Here is an 18,637-nt window from a genome sequence, read left to right as displayed (position 1 = left end):
TATGGGAAAAGAGTGGTCCAGGATGGAGTTGGCGGAGTTTCTTGTGAAGATGGAACAAGGGACGCTATCTGTTGAAAAGAGGCAGGACATGCCGAAAAGTTTCCAAAATATTTCTTTTAAAAAAGAAAAAGATGAAGTCGGCTTAACGATGTCCAATATCGTTTGGCTCGGCAATCAGCTGGAAAGCGCCCATTATACAGAGCCTGCTTTGAAAAATTGGGTGAAACGTGAAATAAAAGAATACATAGGTGCCCCTCAAGTTGGTCGGAAATATTCCATTCAGCAGGCCGCATTGCTTTTTATTGTCAAAGACCTTAAAGTACTGCTTGATTTTGAAGCAATCAGGAAGGTGCTTGGCTCTATTTTCAATAATCCGGTGGAGCGGGAAGATGATATCATCAGTCCTTTAAAATTTTATCAAGGATATGCTTGTTTGTACGAGCAGTTGATGCAGAAGACTGATTTGCTAACGGAAAGCAATATAAAACGAGAAATTGAACAATTTTTAGAAAAGGATGAAGGGTTCCCTCTAGAAGATAAAGGGAAGATCTTTGATGCGATGATGGTGGCGACGCTCGCTGTTCGAACTAATTTTTTGAAAGCTTGGGCACAACGGTATGTGATGGGGGAAAACGGAAAAGAATAAGTTTATTGCATGTAAACGCTTCACTTGTGGAAGTTAGGTTATAATAGGTTTAAAGCTTGATTTGACTGGGCTTAATATGGTATTTTCAATGCGGACTATCGCGAAATAAATTACCTTGAAGAAGGGAAGTTTTTATATTATGGCAAAGCAACAAATCGGCGTTATCGGTTTAGCGGTGATGGGAAAAAACCTGGCAATGAACATTGAGAGCAGAGGTTATTCCGTTTCCGTATTCAACCGTTCCCCGGAAAAAACAGAAGAATTTCTTCAAGAAACAGAAGGAAGAAACTTCAAAGGTACATACAGCATCGAAGAATTCGTTCAATCACTAGAATCCCCTCGCAAAATTTTACTGATGGTAAAAGCAGGCGGACCTACGGATGCAACAATCGACTCATTAAAACCTTATCTTGATAAAGGTGACATCCTGATTGATGGTGGAAACACGCTTTACACAGATACAATCCGTCGTAACAAGGAACTTGGCGAGCTTGGCTTAAACTTCATCGGGACAGGTGTTTCAGGTGGGGAAGAGGGAGCACTAAAAGGACCTTCTATCATGCCTGGCGGACAGAGAGAAGCTTATGAACTTGTAGAAGACATCTTGAAAAGCATTTCTGCAAAAGTAGAAGGCGACGCATGCTGCACCTACATCGGTCCAGACGGTGCCGGACACTATGTGAAAATGGTGCATAACGGAATCGAGTACGGCGATATGCAACTTATTAGTGAAGCGTATTTCTTGTTGAAGAATGTACTTGGTCTTTCGGCTCAAGAGCTTCACGAAGTGTTCTCCGAGTGGAATAAAGGCGAGCTGGACAGCTACCTGATCGAAATCACAGCAGACATCTTCACAAAAGTGGACGACGAAACAGGCAAGCCACTTGTAGATGTTATCCTTGATACAGCTGGACAAAAAGGTACTGGTAAATGGACAAGCAAGAGCGCATTAGACTTGGGAGTTCCACTTCCAATCATCACAGAATCCGTATTCGCACGCTTCATCTCTGCGATGAAAGAAGAGCGCGTAAAAGCAAGCGGCATCCTTCGCGGACCAGAAGCAGTTGGCTTTACGGGAGACAAAGAGGCATTCATCGAGAGCGTGCGTAAAGCACTTTATATGAGCAAAATCTGCTCTTACGCTCAAGGATTTGCACAATTGCGTGCAGCATCTGAAGAGTACGGTTGGGACCTGAAATACGGCGAGATCGCGATGATTTTCCGCGGCGGTTGCATCATCCGTGCCCAATTCTTGCAAAAAATTAAAGAAGCATACGACCGTGAAGCTGGTCTTGCAAACCTATTGCTTGACCCATACTTCAAAGAAATCGTGGAAAGCTACCAAGGCGGCCTTCGCGAAATCCTTGGCGTTGCGATCCAGCACGGCGTACCTGTACCATCCTTCTCAAGCGCGCTTGCATACTATGACAGCTACCGCTCTGAGACGTTGCCTGCAAACTTAATCCAAGCGCAGCGCGACTACTTCGGTGCTCATACGTATCAACGTGTGGACAAGGAAGGGACTTTCCATACGGAGTGGATGAAGTAAGATATAGATGAGATTTAGACCAATCTATGGTTTCCGGTTTATGCGGGGGCTGTGGGTTGGTTTTTTTTGTGGGGTGGGGGTGGGTCGGGCAGACAGGTGGTGATTGGAAATTATTTGGTTACAATGGATATATCAAATTTACAATGGATAAATGTCCGCTTACAATGGATATCTGAAATTAACAATGGATATATGACCAGTTACAATGGATATATCGATTTTACAATGGATAAACGGAATTCCACTAAATATTTTCGTACACAAGCTCCCAAAACACCCCAAATCCACACAAAAAACCACCCTGCCCCCAACTTCCCCGGGGCAGAGTGGTCAATCTACTCAGATCTTACTTCATATCCATCAATACAATACGTGCTGGTGATGCATCCACACCGCTCAGCTTCAATGGCGCTGCACACATGATGTACTCGCCTTCTGCGATATCCTTCAAACGCAAGCCTTCAATGATGATTACACCATTTGCGAAAAGCGTTTTATGTGTCGGGTGGCCTTCCTGGCTGCGCTCGATGCCAAGTGCATCGACACCAACGCCGCTAACGCCGATTTCAGCCAAGTATGCCGCAGCGTCTTCCGCTACAAACACAAAGTCAAAGTTGAACTCTTCATCAAAAGAGTTTTTCGTTTTAAATAACAGGAAATCGTCCTTTTGAATGTCGAGTCCTTCAATATCCTTCACCGTAATGCGGTCCTCAACCCCGGTCAAGTCAAAAACTTTACAAGGACCTACAAGCTTGTCCAACGGCAAGGTTTCAATTGTCTCTCCGTCTACCACCATGTGAAGGGGGGCATCCACGTGTGTTCCTGTGTGGACGTCCAGCTCCAGGCGGGTTTCGGTTACATAACCGTTTGTGTTGGTCGTTTGTTTTGGTTGCTTTTCCGGTTTGTTTTTATATACTGGCATTCCCGTGTAAATCGGGGATGATACGTCGTAAACTTTCATGTGTTAAAGTCTCCCTTCTATTTTCAAGCACCGTGTTCAAGTGCTTACAATGGCCACCAGTGGAAGCCGTCTTTTTCCAATAATCCGTCGGCAAGCTTTGGACCCATGGAACCTGATTCGTAGTTCGGGAAGTCGAATGCTCTCGTGTTTTCCCACGCTTTGGAAATCTCATCGATAAAGCTCCAAGAAAGAGCCACTTCATCCCAGTGAGTGAAGTTCGTCATATCGCCGCGCATCGCATCATAAATCAAACGCTCATAAGCTTCAGGCGTGTTAATGCCATCGATACAGTTGTTTGTGTAATCAAGTCTGATAGGAGTGGTTGTTACATCCTTACCCGATTTTTTCGCATTTAAATGCAAGGTGATACCTTCTTCCGGTTGAATGTTGATGACAAGAAGGTTAGGATCGACCTTTTCCCCGCGATTATAGTATAAATTCATCGGTATGTCCTTGAATTGAACGATAATCTTCGTGGATTTTTCACTCATTCTTTTTCCTGTTCGGATATAGATTGGAACACCGGCCCAACGGAAATTGTCGATTAACAGTTTCCCAGCCACATACGTTTCCGTATTGGAGTTAGGGTCCACTGAATTTCCCTCGCGATAGCCTTGGACCTGGTCGCCATCGACGATTCCTGCACCGTATTGACCGCGTACGAAATAGTCCTCAACATCATCTTGTTCAATCCTTCTCATCGCACGAAGGACTTTCACTTTTTCACTGCGAATCTCTTCAGGATTCAGCTTGATTGGCGGCTCCATCGCAAGAAGCGCAACCATTTGAAGCATATGGTTTTGCACCATATCTCGCAGGGCACCAGATTTTTCGTAATAACGTCCGCGATCCTCCACTCCAAGTACTTCACTAGATGTGATTTGGATGTTTGAGATGTAACGGTTATTCCATAGTGGTTCGAAAAGGGCGTTTGCAAAACGGATTACCTCAATATTTTGGACCATTTCTTTTCCAAGATAATGATCGATGCGGTAGATTTCAGATTCATCGAATGCTTGACGAATTTCAGCATTCAAGTCTTTAGCAGATGGAAGGTTGTGACCGAACGGCTTTTCGATAACAAGGCGCTTCCAGCCATCTGTTTCTGTCAAGCCTTCTGACTTCAGGTTTGTCGCAATAGTGCCAAAGAACTCAGGAGCCATGGCAAGATAGAAGATTCTATTCCCATTAGTCTCGTAATCAGAATCCAAATCACCCATTAGTCCTTTTAACTGTTGGTAGGATTCGCTGCTTGTCACATCAAAAGGATGATAATAGAAGTGAGAGCTGAACTCTTCAACATTTCCGTCGCCATTTGCCACGCTGCTGACAGAATTAGACACATTAGAACGGAACTCCTCATTTGTGAGCGGACGTCTTGCAACGCCGACAACAGCAAAGTTTTTAGAGATGCTACCATTTTTATAAAGACGATAGATGGAAGGATACAGTTTTCGTTTCGCTAGATCTCCCGTTGCACCAAAAATGACAATTAAAGATGTCGGATTTTCTTTTTTACTCACCTTAAGAACCTCGCTTTATGTACTATTCTTCAAAATATGTGTTATAACATTACCGTTGATTAGGCTGATTAATTATGTAAAAAAGTAACAATTTCAAAAATAAGTATGAAACATTGAAAAAATAACCTACCCAAGTATTTTATTTTATCTGTTACTGGGAAGGATTTCAATCTTTATTAAGCCTTATTTACTTATCAAACACTATATCACATCTGAAGTGATTTCTCAGAATGATAGGCCTCGTCTTAGTATGAAAAAATAAGGGCAATACCATTCATACGGAAAACTCCGGAGACCAATAAATTCATCTATATGATAAAGTAAAAAAGACAGAAATGAACGGAGGTAAAACAGTGGAAAATGTAAGCGGAACGTGGAAAGCTTTGCTAGAAAAAGAGGTGTCCCAAAAGTATTTTAAGGATCTGATGGATTTTCTAGAAGTGGAATATGCCAACAAAACCGTCTACCCAGAGAAGAAAGCTGTCTTCTCAGCATTTCAAGCAACAAGATTTGAAGATGTAAAAGTTGTCATTCTTGGGCAAGACCCTTACCACGGAAAAGGACAGGCCCACGGCATGAGTTTTTCTGTCCAAAAAGGGGTCCGTGTCCCGCCTTCACTAAAAAATATTTACCGTGAACTTTATGATGACCAAGGCTTAGAGCCTGTAAACCATGGCTTTTTAATGGAGTGGGCAAAGCAAGGTGTGTTATTATTAAATACGGTTTTAACGGTGAGAGAAAGCAATCCGAACTCTCACAAAGGGATGGGCTGGGAGCTTTTTACCGATGAAGTCATCCGAGCGTTAAACGAGCGACAAAAACCAGTCATCTTCATCCTTTGGGGAAAACATGCGGAGCAAAAGGAAGCACTGATTACGAATGATCATCATTTTATTCTGAAAAGCCCGCATCCGAGCCCTTTTTCGGCCCGCAAAGGCTTTTTTGGAAGCAGGCCTTTTTCAAAAGTGAATGCCATCTTAGAGGAGATTGGTGAAGAAGCCATCGATTGGCGGTTAACGCCTTAAAAAGAATAGAACGAGGAAGTGCACGAATGCAAAATTTGAAAAAAACGATACAACAAATAGTAGGTCACCGCTTTTTTATGAATACGGTCATGTTCGTCATCCTCTTGAATGCGATCTTAATTGGGATAGAGACCTATCCTGACTTAAGAGCGGAATATGCAGGGCTGATTCATGGTTTTGAAGTGTTTTTCTTATGGTTTTTTACCATTGAAATTATCTTAAGGATGCTGGCTGAGAAGAAACTTCACCATTTCTTTAAAAGCAGATGGAATGTCTTTGACTTTGTCATTGTCGCAGGGGTTCTCTTTTTTAGCGGAACCTATTTTATATCCGCTATCCGAATCTTACGTGTTCTAAGGGTACTGCGCGCCGTTACGGTCGTTCCGTCCTTGAACCGCCTTGTGACCGCTTTTCTAAAAACCATCCCGTCCCTTGGGACCATCATGATGTTATTATCGCTTGTCTTCTACGTTTACGCAGTATTGGGCGTCCTGCTTTATGGTGATATTTCACCGGAATATTTCGGATCGCTGCACTTAGCACTTGTGACACTGTTTCAAGTCATCACATTGGAATCGTGGGCAAGCGGCGTGTTCCGTCCCATTTTCGCTGAGAGTCCACTTTCTTGGGTCTATTTCGTTTCCTTCATTTTGGTTGGAACGTTTATCGTCTTGAACCTGATTGTCGGGGAGATCTTAAACAATATCCAGGAAGCAAAGGAAGAAGAATTGAAGGAAGAAAAAATAGAAGTCAGCAAGAAAGAGTTGGCGAAAATTACGAATGAGATTGCAGAGCTGAAGCAACTTTTACTAAACAAAGAAAAGATGTAAGTCGAAGGACGCGAAGGAGTGTTAGTACTCTCTGGGCGTCCTTTTTTAAAAGAGAAAGTATATAATACCGTTGATTTCCGTTCCAGTCGCTTCGCTTGCCTGCGGGCGGTCCGTGAGCCTCATTCCGCTTCAGGGGTCTTATCAGTCCCTTCCTCCCGCGGGCGTCTGCGCGCCTTCCACTCCAATTAACAAGGAAATATCAGTCACCTTTTATAAAAAGAGAAAATTATTTCGTAATGATACTAAAGACCCAGGTACTTTATGCCGAAAATATATAAAAGAGAGAAAACAATTATGGTATTTTGTGCAAACGGTTTCATATTTAAGGGTGAGTTAATTGTGGGGGGAAGAAAAAATGGGGAGTATGAGAAAGAGACTGTTAGTTTTGATTCTATTAATAGGGAGTATCGGCCTTGCAGCATCTCTTGTTATTTGGGTGAACAGCATGCAGGTGCAAAAAGGGGTCAATGAGTTAGACGAGATCACGAAGATCAATGAAAGTTATTTTGAGCTGGTGCAATCCTATCAAAGTACTTTGGCAGATATGTACTTTGTCGTATCAAGCGGGTATTCCAAAACACATGTTCAAAAAATAGAAGATAATTTAACGCAAACAGAAAAGAAGCTGCAAGATTTCGAGCCTTATTTTACGGAATTTGAGGAATTTGGTCAGCTGAAACAGTATTTTGTTGTTTCACATGAAACAATGTCAAAACAATTCGACATCATTAGCGATGTTTCGAACGCTGCCAACATGGATCGTGTTCGTATTACAACATCGGAAGACCTTGCGAAAGCGCGAAATCAAATAGAGCGCGCAAATGATAGTGGCATGCAGTTTTTACAGGCATTTAATGATGAAAACAGACAGGTTATTCAGGATAAGGTAGTCTCTACCGAACGCTTGACCTTAGTGACTTTGGCAATTCTTGTATTGGTTCCCATTCTTGCTCTTCTCTCGTTCAGAAAGGCATTCAACAAAGGAGTCAATCAGGTTCTTAGTCGCGTGAAAGCGTACCAAGAGGGGAACTTTTTATATGAAGCAGAGCATTCTTCTTTTAGAAAAGATGAGTTTGGGCAGATCGAGGCGTCTCTCACCACCATGGGGCAAAATATTGAGCAACTTATGCAAGGAAGCCTCGGGGCAAATCAACGCCTGCAGCTTGTCATGAAAGAGCTCTTGGTGGCAGCGGAACAAAATCTAGAGGAATCTGCCGGAATCAAACAGCGGTCGGAACAAGTAACCGAAAAAGTGTCCATGCAGTATGAAGGGACGGCCGCCATTTCTGCAGTTACCGAGCAGGCTTCGGCCAGCACGCAGGAGATATACAGTATTGTCGATGAAATGAAACGAAACTTGGAAGGAATGGAGAACCTTTCTAAAAGAGGGGCTTCATCATTAAAGCAGATGGTGGCCGACATGCACCAATCTTCCAAGGAAACGGAAACTATTGTAGATCGATTTACCAAAATAAAAGTAGATATTGATGAAGCGAACAGTTTCCTCAAAGGCATCACAGAAATCACCACCCAGACGAACTTGCTTGCCCTTAATGCCTCGATTGAAGCGGCGCGGGCAGGGGAGGCTGGCAAAGGATTTGCGGTTGTGGCAGATGAAATCAGAAAGTTATCCGGCCAGACAGATCTCTTTTCCAAACAAATTAACGGCATCACGGGCCGCATTCAGGAAGATACCAACGAAGTACTAAAAGAATTCCAACTTTTCAAAGAAACAATCGAGCAAACGAATGAAAAAAATGAAGCTTCCGCGAAGTTGTTCCAGGAAATCGCCACGAATAGCGGGACATTGCTTGAACAGGGAACTCATATCACGGTGACGATGGAAGAAATCAGTCAGGGAGTAAATGAGATCGTCCATTCTGTAAATGACTTGGTTGCATCTTCATCGGAATTGACGGAGGAGATGGGAGAAGTAGTAAAGGCTGCAGATCACCAGGTGGATCTATCCAACAATATGAGGCGCACGGTGGATACAGTAAAAGAGACCGCTGAAGATTTAGCATCCAACATTGCATCCATAAACATGAATAAATCGTGAACATGAAGCCTGTGGAGGTGATTCTCCGCAGGTTTTTTATTTGATGGGAAGTTGGAAGATGGTAGAATGAAGAATGGACAAAGATGGATTCGAAAGAAAAGGGTGAGGAGCATGGCCAAACGGATTAATTGCTTAAAATGCAAGCATTACTATGTCACGTGGGATGCCAAGTTCCCAAAAGGATGTCGGGCTTTCGGGTTTAAAACGAATCAGATGCCCTCTGTTGCCGTGCTGCGCTCTTCCGGAAGTCCTTGTTTAAAGTTCGAAGCAAAAGATTCACCAATAAAACCCGGCCAGAACGGGTATTATGTGTAAAAGGAGTTCAACAATGAAAAAAATAAATTATCTTCCATGGATCATCGGTATTTCAATTGCGGTAAATGCACTGGTTGTCGTGCTGTTTTTCCTTCCTCAGTACGAAGGTTTGGCGCATGTCGACTTAACGTTTTTGCCGATGATGAACGCAATATTCAACAGCTTTACTTTTATCTTTTTGGTGTGTGCCTTAATTGCCATTAAGAAGAAAAATATAACAGTGCACCGCCGCTTCATCTTGGCTGCATTTTCTTCCACCACATTGTTTTTAGTTACATATGTAACGTATCATTCCTTAACAGAATCCACTCCATTTGGCGGAGAAGGAATCATACGATCCATCTATTTCTTCATTTTACTGACACATATCGTGTTGGCTGTAGTAATCGTGCCATTGGCGTTGTATTCCTTGGCGACGGGCTTAAGCATGCATAAGGAACGACACAGAAAGATTGCGCGCTGGACGATGCCGTTATGGTTATATGTCAGCTTGACTGGTGTTATTGTGTACTTGATGATTTCGCCGTATTACTAGGATTTATTGATTTTTTAAGGAGGGAAGAAGGATGAGCATCACGATCGATAAGGTTCTTGCGCGCTTAGAGTCGGAATTGGAGCGTGCCATAGACACCGGAAATGTGCAAAAAAAGCGGGAGCACCTTGCAGCGATAAAATCACTCTGTGAGCTTGCGTTGGAGACGGATTCTGAAGGGGATGGGGTCACTTCCTCAAGGGCGGCAACCCAACCAACTACCGCTTCAACGGCTCGTAGCATCCAAAGGGCGCCCGTATCATTCGAACAAGCGGCACCCATCTACACGCCGCCAACCCAACCACCAACCATCACAAACGCACCATCCAAACCAATCAAAGATGACGACGCGAATGGGGATTCACTGTTTGATTTTTAAGAGGAGGGGTCAGACCCCTTGGTACCTCTCTAAAGGATTAAAGCGTCCTCCCCACAACTTACCATACTAAAAACGGCGTGGTAACTTAAACTATAAACACCCCAGTAAGTAATGGAGGTGTTTTACATGCCTGGTGGTACAGACGGATCGATGTATGGTTTAATGGCGGCGTACGTAAGCACTAATTTTGACTCGTCGACAAAACTTTCCCACGATCGTTACGAAGTGTATGTAAATGGTGACTTTGTAGGGCAAAAGAACTTGCTCTCCACTAGAGAAGACGTCACAAGTGTCAATGAATTCTTACATTCACATGGATATAATGACTTTTTGTCTAACATAGATGGTGATCATTATCATATACAAACGGAAAAGAAAGAACGGGAGCTCAAACAGGCTCTGCAAATTTATCTTCATTCTAGATAATTTAGACACAATGCTCTTACTGCTTACTTTGACGAGGCGGTGGGGGCGTTTTTTATTTTTATGATTGGAGGGAGTTAGTGAACATTATGTGTACTAGCGGGTAAATTAACGTGGGCAGCTTAGGGATCACGCTTGGTCCGGGGAAGCTAATACTATATAATTCATTATATTGAAGAATTACAACAGACCTTTTGAAAGGTGGAAAACTCATATGAATTTATTTATCATCCTTGCAGCAATAAACGCATTTTTAGCAGTGGCTCTCGGGGCATTTGGAGCCCACGGACTTGAAGGAAAAGTATCCGAGAGAATGATTGAAATATGGAAAACCGGTGTCACTTATCAAATGTTCCATGCCGGCGGACTTTTTGTAGTCGCGCTGCTTATGGAGCGCTTTAACAGCACAGGCCTACTAAACGGAGCAGGCTGGTCCTTCCTCATCGGAATCATCCTATTCTCCGGCAGCCTGTACATCCTCACCCTCTCCGGCGTAAAAATACTCGGAGCCATCACCCCACTAGGCGGCGTAGCCTTCCTTATTGGCTGGGTGCTCATCATTGTGGCGGCGGTGAAAGGGTAAGAGATTTAGGTCGTTGCGTTGAAGTTTTAAAGAGGTAAAGAAATAAAGAGGGGTCTGACCCGCTGTGCGTTAATGCGTTAACACACAACATCGTCAGCCCCTCTTTTTTTTATTTGTTCTAAAGCTTTTTCCTTTGTGTGCTTTTTATCTTGGTTGGTATTGGGTTAGGCCTTGGCCGCCGCTGTTGAATGGGTATTCGTAGTCGAGTTCTTCGTCGAACGTGATGTAGTCCAGGTAAACCATCAGGAGCAGATAACGTTTGCCGGTTTGCGGGTCACTCAGGATAATGTGATCGCGTCCTGCTGCTTCGATAATCCCTTTAAATATTTTGGCATTCCATTCCCGATTGTTCTCAAATGTCATGTACACTGTTGCCAGCTTACCTCGATTTAAGCGAAGAATATTTTCAATATAGGATTGCTCTAGCGGAAGCATGCCAGGCACATCCTGCCCACCTTGCTGGCCGCCGGATTGAAATTGAGTTGGATAAGATGGTATGCCTGATTGCTGCCCTGCAACTTGCTGTTGCTGAGGCTGTTGCTGTTGCATTTGCTGCATCGGGAAACCTCCACCTCCACCGCCGCCATACCACTGCTGCCCATAGTTTCTGTAATAGGATGAGTAAGGATCTGCTCCGTACCCCGCAGAAAAAGGGGCACCTGCTGCCTGAGAAAACTGTTGATTCATCTGTCATTCCCTCCTCAAAAACTTTTATCTGCTTCGTTGTGAGAAATAACTCCCATCTTCATGCCTCAAACCCACTTCGCTTGGGCTGAAAAGGGGTGCTAAAGTTCAAAAGATTAAAATAATTAAGTCGCACTACTTGATTGTATGAAAATTGAAGAAGGAATATGACAGGGGGAAAGGGGAGACTGGATAAGGAAGTTAAAGTCCGAAATAGTTGCAATGGAAGGTAACAAGGAAGGCGTCTCAAAGCCTGAAGCCCCGAAAAACAATGGCGTTCGGTAACAGAGAAGGCGTCTCAAGGCCCGAAGCCCCGAAAACAATGGCGTTCGGTAACAGAGAAGGCGTCTCAAGGCCCGAAGCCCCAAAAAACAATGGCGTTCGGTAACAGAGAGGGCGTCTCAAAGCCCGAAGCCCCGAAAAACAATGGCGTTCGGTAACAGAGAGGGCGTCTCAAAGCCCGAAGCCCCGAAAAACAATGGCGTTCGGTAACAGAGAGGGGGTCTCAAAGCCCGAAGCCCCGAAAAACAATGGCGTTCGGTAACAGAGAAGATGGCAAGTCGTCTCCAATCCGAAACACATTAAAAAAACGGCAAGCCACCAAACTGGAAAACCAGCCGGGCGACTTGACGTCAACAACCCAATCTTTATTTTTTACACGTGCAAGAAAGAGTAAACGCGATCTTCTTCCAACAAGTTTCCTACATAGAACGCACCAAACTCACCAAAACGTGCACTTACTTCGTCAAAGCGCATTTCATATACAAGCTTCTTGAACTGAAGTGCTTCGTCCGCAAACAATGTTACGCCCCACTCGTAATCGTCAAAACCGACAGAACCAGTGATGACCTGCTTTACTTTTCCAGCATACTGACGGCCAATCATGCCGTGGCTGCGCATCATGCGGCGACGGTCTTCCATCGGCAACATGTACCAGTTGTCTTCCCCGTTACGACGCTTGTCCATCGGGTAGAAGCAGACATGCTTTGCTTTTGGCAATTCTGGGTATAGTCTAGCAAGGATTTGCGGGTTTTGATACGGATCCTCGCCTTCTGGTAAGTAGTTGCTAAGCTCTACAATCGACACGTAAGAATGTACTGGGACTGTGTATTGAGCAAGTGTTGTTTTATTAAATTCGTTTTCGATTTCATTTAATTCTTCTAACGTCGGACGAAGAAGCATCATCATGAAGTCCGCTTTTTGCCCTACGATGGAGTACAATGCGTGACTTCCGTTCTTTTCTAACTGAACCGTGTTCCATTTCTCCACAAGTCCAAGGAATTCATTAATAGCCGTTTGGCGTTCTTCGCTAGAAAGCGTCTTCCAAAGGGCCCAATCTACCGTACGAAAATCATGGAGGCAATACCAGCCGTCTAATGTTTGAGCTGCTTCACTCATAACAATCACTCCTTAAAAAGATTGAGTATGTATCCTTCCTAACTATATCACAGTTTTGCCATGACTTCCTGTAAGTAAAACTGTGAAATTGTGAAAGCTTCATGAATAGGAAAGGGCAGCACAGATACAATAGTAGGGCATAGATGAGGCAGTTTTTTTAGAAAATAAAGACTTTTTTCTGTAAGCGATAACAATAGAAGGTATCGGTTGCTTTTCCATGTTGAAGGAGTATCCTAAAAAGTAGAAGCGAAAATAAAGCGGATTAAGGAGTGACCTTTGTGAGCGATTTATTTCAAACATTAAAAGACAAAGTAGCAGGAAAAGATATTAAGATAGTATTTCCAGAAGGCAATGACGAGCGTGTGTTAACGGCCGTTGCGCGACTGGCTGCAGAAAACATGGTACAACCGATTGTGGTTGGAGATTTGGACGAGATCAACGGACTTGCTTCCGAGTTGAAATTAACATTGGACGGCGTAGAAATTTACGATCCAAAGACATATGAAAACATGGACGAGCTTGTCGCGTCTTTCGTAGAGCGTCGTAAAGGAAAAGCGACAGAAGAGGATGCTCGCAAAATCTTGTTGAACCCGAACTACTTCGGAACGATGCTTGTACACGTGGACCGTGCGCAAGGGCTTGTAAGTGGAGCGGCACATTCTACAGCTGACACTGTGCGTCCGGCACTGCAAATCATCAAAACAAAAGAAGGCGTACGTAAAACTTCTGGTGTCTTCATCATGGTACGTAACGATGAGAAGTATGTGTTCGCGGACTGCGCAATCAACATTTCACCAGACAGCAACGACCTTGCAGAAATCGCAGTGGAAAGTGCAGCAACAGCGAACATGTTCGGAATCGAACCGAAAGTGGCAATGCTAAGTTTCTCTACAAAAGGATCTGCAAAATCACCAGAAACAGAGCGTGTCGTAGAGGCGGCGCGCATTGCTTCAGAACGTGCACCAGAACTTGTAGTGGAAGGAGAGTTCCAATTTGACGCAGCATTCGTACCATCTGTTGCGGAAAAGAAAGCACCAGGTTCAAAAATCCAAGGGGACGCAAACGTATTCGTATTCCCAAGCCTAGAAGCAGGAAACATCGGCTACAAAATTGCCCAACGCCTAGGAAACTTTGAAGCAGTAGGCCCAATCCTTCAAGGCCTCAACAAACCAGTAAATGACCTATCCCGCGGCTGCAGCGTAGAAGACGTCTACAAACTAGCGCTCATCACAGCAGGCCAAGCAGTGAACTAAATAAAACTAACTTTAAAGTATTCGACGTAGAAAGAGAATACCCTTTGGGGGTCTGACCCCCAAAGGGTATTTTTTTCTCTAAAACCATGTAGTATAATGCTAAGGAACCTTTAAGTACGGTAGTTAAGAGGAGCATTAATGATTATGGCAGAACCACCAATAGAACCAACATCCATTTACACGCCTGCGTTGCGGTTGTTGAAGCAGCCGAGTTGGCGTATTATAGATCAGTCTTCTTTATGGCCAAATTTTCATGCGTTGCAATCATTTGCGATGGATGACACTTTATGCACCGCTGTTGGTAAAGGAGAGAGCGGAGCGACATGCCGGACGTGGGTGCACCAAAACACGGTCGTGTTGGGCATTCAAGATACCCGTCTTCCGCACTTACAAGCTGGAATTGATTATTTGAACAATCAAGGCTATGAGGTAATCGTTAGGAACTCAGGTGGACTTGCAGTAGTCCTAGACCAAGGCGTTCTGAACATTTCCCTTGTTTTTCCGGAAGGAGAGAAGGCAATCGATATCAATCGTGGGTATGATGCAATGTGGGAGCTCACAAAGCATATGTTCCGCGACATGCCTTACAACATGGAGGCGAAGGAAATTGTCGGTTCCTATTGCCCTGGCAGCTATGACCTTAGCATTGAAGGTAAGAAGTTTGCAGGCATCTCTCAGCGCCGTATTCGCGGAGGAGTGGCCGTTCAAATCTACTTATGCATTGACGGAAGTGGATCTGAGCGGGCAGAGATGATCGGAGAGTTCTACAAACGCGCCCTTCAAGGTGAAACAACCAAGTTCGCTTTTCCGACCATTGTGCCAAACGTGATGGCATCTCTAACAGAGCTCACTAGCCAGAACCTAACAGTGCAAGACGTGATGCTTCGCCTTCTGACCTCACTCAAAGAAATTAGCGGCACCATCTTCGCCAACACCCTGCAAGGCCAAGAATTGGACTTGTACGAACAATACTACGCAAGAATCGTAGAACGGAACGAAAAAGTTTTAGGAGAAAAATAAAAAAGAAGGGTCTGACCCCACTTTAACGCATTAACGCAAGTGGGGTCAGACCCCTTTTTTCTTATTATCTCTATTCCGCCAGTTTCTCCAGGTTGCCGTTGCGGTCCATCATGAATTTGGATGGGACGTGTTCTTCTTCGTCGAAGAGGACTAGTTTGCGGGCACGGTTCATGATTTTCATGAGTGTTTCGTAGTCTTCTTGGACGGTGACTTGCTCGTCTTGTAGTTTTTGGACCCGTTTTTCCAGTTCGCTGTTGGCACGCGCAAGTTCTGCATTTTCTTTTACTAATCTCTCATTTTCTTGTTGTAGAGCGCTAGTATGGACGTTTGAGTGTTTCATGGTTTGTAAGAAACTTATCACTTGCTCCATGGATAAAGAGGAACCCGTTCCCAATCCCATACTGCCACTGCCGTAGCCTGCAAAAGTAGGCTGTGCTTTCAGTTCGGCAGCTCGTCGCTCCACTCTTGTCTGTGGAGCGGCAAAAGACTGCTGTGTATCTGCTGTATCAATCGGTCGTTCCTCCATCTGCTCCAACACAAACGGCAACTCTTCATTCACCACAGTCTCAGGCGGCGTGTACAATAGTTTTTTCGTAGGCTGCCCGAGCGCACGCTGCCGTTGCTTTCTCTGCTTTTTCGCAAGCTGCAGCGCCTTTTCATAGTCATGTCGGACTACCGCGTTCCAGCGGAATCCACATGCAGCGGACGTGCGGTTCAGCTTGTCGCCGACCTCTTCAAAAGCATTCAACTGTGTACTTCCTTCACGGACATGGCGCAGAACGGTTTCTGCTAGCAATAAATCATTCTCTTCGGACCAAGCATCTTGACGATCTTTCATATATAATCCAACTCCCTTATTTAATCATCGTTCTGTCTATATTTTTGACGGAGAAAAAAATATTTATACATATTCATAGAAAAAATTACTAGATTGTTATCTGTCGGTATTTCGCCTCAAATCTCCTAGAAACGAACTTGCATTGTCCATGGATTCCCTGTAAAATACCTTTTAGTTAACGAACGATAAAGTGACTCCCATCACTTTTTAATAAGAAAGGGCTGTGTAGAACCATGGCAAATGAGTTTCGCATTTGTGATGACTGCGACGCAACCAACGTGAAAACACTCATTCCGAAACTGAAAAAAGTGGACGAGGGTGCATGTGTGGAAGTGGGCTGTCAATCCTATTGCGGGCCGGGAAGGAAGAAGTCGTTTGCATTCGTAAACAACCGTCCTGTCTCCGCTCCAACAGAAGATGAACTAATCGAAAAAATAGAGAAAAAGTTAAAGAAATAAAAATCGCCTCTGTATCTTGCATAGGTGATTTTTTATTCGCCTTTTCTAGAAAAAACAAGACTAAGAGGTAAAAAGGTAGGGTAAACCTAAAAAGGGAGTTACCCCAACAATCCATCCTTTTCTTGTAAAATATTTACGATATAATAGAGATAGATAAATATTATGCCGAAAATAAAGAGGGTAACGAAATGAGTTATGCAACCGAAAAACTGAGTGAAGAAAAGGTATTTAAGGATCCTGTGCACCGTTACGTCCATGTGCGCGACAGGGTTGTTTGGGATTTAATCGGGACTAGGGAATTTCAGCGTTTGCGCCGGATCCGCCAGCTTGGCACCACCTATTTGACGTTCCACGGTGCAGAGCATAGCCGACTTAACCATTCATTGGGAGTATACGAGATTGTCCGCCGCATCATTGATGACGGGTTCGAGGGAAGACAGGACTGGAATCCGGATGACCGCCTGTTATGTTTGTGTGCGGCCTTGCTGCACGACCTGGGACACGGACCTTTTTCTCATTCCTTTGAAAAGGTGTTCCACTTAGATCACGAAGATTTTACCCAAGCCATCATTCTCGGGGATACGGAAGTAAACGTAGTCCTTAAAAAAGTCCATAAGGATTTTCCGAAAGATGTGGCCGAGGTCATCGCGAAAACGTATAAAAATAAATTAGTGGTTAGCATGATTTCTAGTCAGATAGATGCTGACAGAATGGACTACCTGCAGCGTGACGCATATTTTACCGGAGTTAGTTACGGGCATTTCGATATGGAGCGGATTCTTCGCGTCATGCGCCCGAGAGAAGATCAGGTGGTCATTAAATCGAGCGGGATGCATGCGGTGGAAGATTATATCATGAGCCGCTACCAGATGTACTGGCAGGTTTATTTTCACCCTGTAACGCGAAGTGCAGAAGTAATTTTGACAAAAATTTTGCACCGCGCCAAACAATTACACCAAGAATATTACACATTTAAATATCATCCTGTTCATTTTTACTCCCTTTTTGAGGAAGAAATTTCAGTAGAGGATTACATAAAGCTTGATGAAGCAGTGGTTATGTATTATTTCCAATCCTGGCAGGAAGAAGAAGATTCGATATTAAGTGACTTATGTCGACGATTTATGAACAGGAATTTGTTTAAATACGTCGAATTTAATCCTAATAAGCAAATGATGGACTTGATGGAACTGACAAGTCTCTTTAAGAAAGCGGGCATCGACCCTGCATACTATCTAGTGGTGGACTCCTCGTCCGACCTGCCGTACGACTTTTACCGTCCGGGAGAAGAAGAGGAGCGCCTTCCGATTCACCTGCTTATGCCAAACGGGGATGTGCGTGAGCTTTCAAGGGAATCTGAAATCGTGGATGCCATTTCCGGCAAAAGAAGAACCGACCACAAGCTTTATTTTCCACAGGACTTGCTAGAAGATCTATCGACGAAAAAAACGGCAAAGAAAAAAATCAGAGAGATACTAGGAATATAGGCAACGGCTAAGGTTAGGAGATGAAAGGGTTTGTTGACAGATCACGCAAAATTAATGAAGGTGTTTGCATCTGCAGGTGAAGTCATCGGGAGAAAGAAGCTGCAGAAAATGGTGTATATTGCCAAAAAGCTGAACTACCCATTTTATGAAAAGTACAATTTCCATTTTTACGGACCATATTCTGAAGAGGTGACATTAAGAGTAGAAGAGCTCTGCAATCTCGGCTTTTTGAGCGAGCTAAAAGAGAACAAGGGTGGCTACTCGCAATATCGCTATGCGCTGACGGAAAACGGAGAGGAATTCTTGACGCACTACGACCTGGAAATGCCTCACCTGAATGAGTGCATGACCAAGATGAACGAACAGAGCTCCCGCTTTTTAGAGCTTGTTTCCACCGTGCTGTTCTTCGAGAACCTGCCGAAAGAAGAGGTCCAGGAAAAAGTCTTTACGCTGAAAAGCAAGCAGCGTTACACAGAGGAAGAAGTAAACGAGGCTTACGACTATATCGAAAGTCTTCGCGAATGCATCAAACAATAGTTTTTGAAGAGCCCAAGAGGATGGTTGGATCCTTTTGGGTTTTTTCTATACGGAAAAATGGAAAAAGTTACAATAACCTGAATGGTACCCTTCGTGACAGGAAAATAGGCTTACCCTCCCCCAAAAAAGGGAATGCT

Annotated in this window: 19 protein-coding genes; 14 read left to right on the top strand and 5 right to left on the bottom strand. The window is 44.0% G+C overall.

Translation table 11 applies throughout. The annotated features are described in order from the left end of the window. Window position 1: 1 nt before the first annotated feature. Both M313_RS23830 and gnd read left to right on the top strand, forming a co-directional pair. The gene (locus M313_RS23830) at window positions 2-646 is read left to right on the top strand and encodes a DUF1836 domain-containing protein (protein WP_010197547.1); all 645 of its coding nucleotides are present in this window, start codon (window positions 2-4) and stop codon (window positions 644-646) included. A 139-nt stretch (window positions 647-785) separates the two neighbouring features. Continuing rightward, window positions 786-2,195 carry an NADP-dependent phosphogluconate dehydrogenase gene (gene gnd, locus M313_RS0115795; RefSeq protein WP_010197545.1) on the top strand — a complete coding sequence of 470 codons (1,410 nt, stop codon included), beginning with the start codon at window positions 786-788 and terminating at the stop codon, window positions 2,193-2,195. Window positions 2,196-2,541: 346 nt separating this feature from the next. Here gnd and M313_RS0115785 read toward each other — a convergent pair whose 3' ends face one another. After that, window positions 2,542-3,156: a cyclase family protein gene (locus tag M313_RS0115785; RefSeq protein WP_010197542.1), complete on the bottom strand. Its 615-nt coding sequence runs from the start codon at window positions 3,154-3,156 to the stop codon at window positions 2,542-2,544. Window positions 3,157-3,200: 44 nt separating this feature from the next. Next, window positions 3,201-4,679, bottom strand: a complete 1,479-nt coding sequence (gene zwf, locus M313_RS0115780; protein ID WP_010197538.1) for a glucose-6-phosphate dehydrogenase — start codon at window positions 4,677-4,679, stop codon at window positions 3,201-3,203. Between the two features lie 335 nt (window positions 4,680-5,014). Between zwf and M313_RS0115775 the strand changes: the two genes are divergently transcribed. The 7 genes from M313_RS0115775 to M313_RS0115740 all read left to right on the top strand — a co-directional run bounded on the left by M313_RS0115775 (window position 5,015) and on the right by M313_RS0115740 (window position 10,825). Then, a complete protein-coding gene (locus M313_RS0115775) occupies window positions 5,015-5,704 on the top strand; it encodes a uracil-DNA glycosylase (protein ID WP_050780689.1) in 690 nt (229 codons plus the stop codon). Window positions 5,705-5,730: 26 nt separating this feature from the next. Then, a complete protein-coding gene (locus M313_RS0115770; RefSeq protein WP_010197532.1) occupies window positions 5,731-6,534 on the top strand; it encodes an ion transporter in 804 nt (267 codons plus the stop codon). Between the two features lie 355 nt (window positions 6,535-6,889). Next, window positions 6,890-8,593 (top strand): methyl-accepting chemotaxis protein, encoded by a 1,704-nt coding sequence (locus M313_RS0115765; RefSeq protein ID WP_010197530.1) that lies wholly within the window; start codon window positions 6,890-6,892, stop codon window positions 8,591-8,593. Between the two features lie 328 nt (window positions 8,594-8,921). Then, window positions 8,922-9,443 carry a DUF420 domain-containing protein gene (locus M313_RS0115755; protein ID WP_010197526.1) on the top strand — a complete coding sequence of 174 codons (522 nt, stop codon included), beginning with the start codon at window positions 8,922-8,924 and terminating at the stop codon, window positions 9,441-9,443. Window positions 9,444-9,474: 31 nt separating this feature from the next. Beyond that, complete coding sequence (locus M313_RS23825) at window positions 9,475-9,819, top strand: YwdI family protein (protein ID WP_010197524.1); 345 nt, start codon at window positions 9,475-9,477, stop codon at window positions 9,817-9,819. 126 nt (window positions 9,820-9,945) lie between these two features. After that, window positions 9,946-10,245, top strand: a complete 300-nt coding sequence (locus M313_RS0115745) for a hypothetical protein (protein ID WP_010197523.1) — start codon at window positions 9,946-9,948, stop codon at window positions 10,243-10,245. Between the two features lie 211 nt (window positions 10,246-10,456). Continuing rightward, window positions 10,457-10,825 carry a DUF423 domain-containing protein gene (locus tag M313_RS0115740; RefSeq protein ID WP_010197520.1) on the top strand — a complete coding sequence of 123 codons (369 nt, stop codon included), beginning with the start codon at window positions 10,457-10,459 and terminating at the stop codon, window positions 10,823-10,825. 144 nt (window positions 10,826-10,969) lie between these two features. On the opposite strand, the gene gerQ is transcribed toward M313_RS0115740, so the two are convergent. Beyond that, entirely contained in the window at window positions 10,970-11,512 is a 543-nt protein-coding gene (gerQ, locus tag M313_RS0115735; protein ID WP_010197519.1) for a spore coat protein GerQ, read from the bottom strand. A 651-nt stretch (window positions 11,513-12,163) separates the two neighbouring features. Further along, window positions 12,164-12,907 (bottom strand): hydrogen peroxide-dependent heme synthase, encoded by a 744-nt coding sequence (hemQ, locus tag M313_RS0115730; protein ID WP_010197518.1) that lies wholly within the window; start codon window positions 12,905-12,907, stop codon window positions 12,164-12,166. Between the two features lie 278 nt (window positions 12,908-13,185). Between hemQ and pta the strand changes: the two genes are divergently transcribed. Continuing rightward, window positions 13,186-14,160: a phosphate acetyltransferase gene (gene pta / locus M313_RS0115725; protein WP_010197517.1), complete on the top strand. Its 975-nt coding sequence runs from the start codon at window positions 13,186-13,188 to the stop codon at window positions 14,158-14,160. Between the two features lie 144 nt (window positions 14,161-14,304). Continuing rightward, window positions 14,305-15,180 carry an octanoyl-[GcvH]:protein N-octanoyltransferase gene (lipL, locus tag M313_RS0115720; RefSeq protein WP_157182495.1) on the top strand — a complete coding sequence of 292 codons (876 nt, stop codon included), beginning with the start codon at window positions 14,305-14,307 and terminating at the stop codon, window positions 15,178-15,180. 70 nt (window positions 15,181-15,250) lie between these two features. Here the strand turns inward: lipL and M313_RS0115715 are convergent, their stop codons facing one another. Beyond that, a complete protein-coding gene (locus tag M313_RS0115715; RefSeq protein ID WP_010197514.1) occupies window positions 15,251-16,018 on the bottom strand; it encodes an RsfA family transcriptional regulator in 768 nt (255 codons plus the stop codon). A gap of 233 nt (window positions 16,019-16,251) precedes the next feature. Between M313_RS0115715 and M313_RS0115710 the strand changes: the two genes are divergently transcribed. The 3 genes from M313_RS0115710 to M313_RS0115700 all read left to right on the top strand — a co-directional run bounded on the left by M313_RS0115710 (window position 16,252) and on the right by M313_RS0115700 (window position 18,500). Continuing rightward, window positions 16,252-16,476, top strand: coding sequence for a YuzB family protein (locus tag M313_RS0115710; RefSeq protein WP_010197511.1), 225 nt, complete (start codon window positions 16,252-16,254; stop codon window positions 16,474-16,476). A 188-nt stretch (window positions 16,477-16,664) separates the two neighbouring features. After that, window positions 16,665-17,963: an HD domain-containing protein gene (locus M313_RS0115705; protein ID WP_010197510.1), complete on the top strand. Its 1,299-nt coding sequence runs from the start codon at window positions 16,665-16,667 to the stop codon at window positions 17,961-17,963. A 30-nt stretch (window positions 17,964-17,993) separates the two neighbouring features. Further along, the gene (locus M313_RS0115700; RefSeq protein ID WP_010197508.1) at window positions 17,994-18,500 is read left to right on the top strand and encodes a YwgA family protein; all 507 of its coding nucleotides are present in this window, start codon (window positions 17,994-17,996) and stop codon (window positions 18,498-18,500) included. Window positions 18,501-18,637: the final 137 nt, after the last annotated feature.

The organism is Bacillus sp. m3-13, from assembly GCF_000175075.1.
Taxonomy (GTDB): Bacteria; Bacillota; Bacilli; order Bacillales; family Bacillaceae_I; genus Sutcliffiella_A; species Sutcliffiella_A horikoshii_C.
This window is presented reverse-complemented; position numbering and strand designations above follow the sequence as displayed.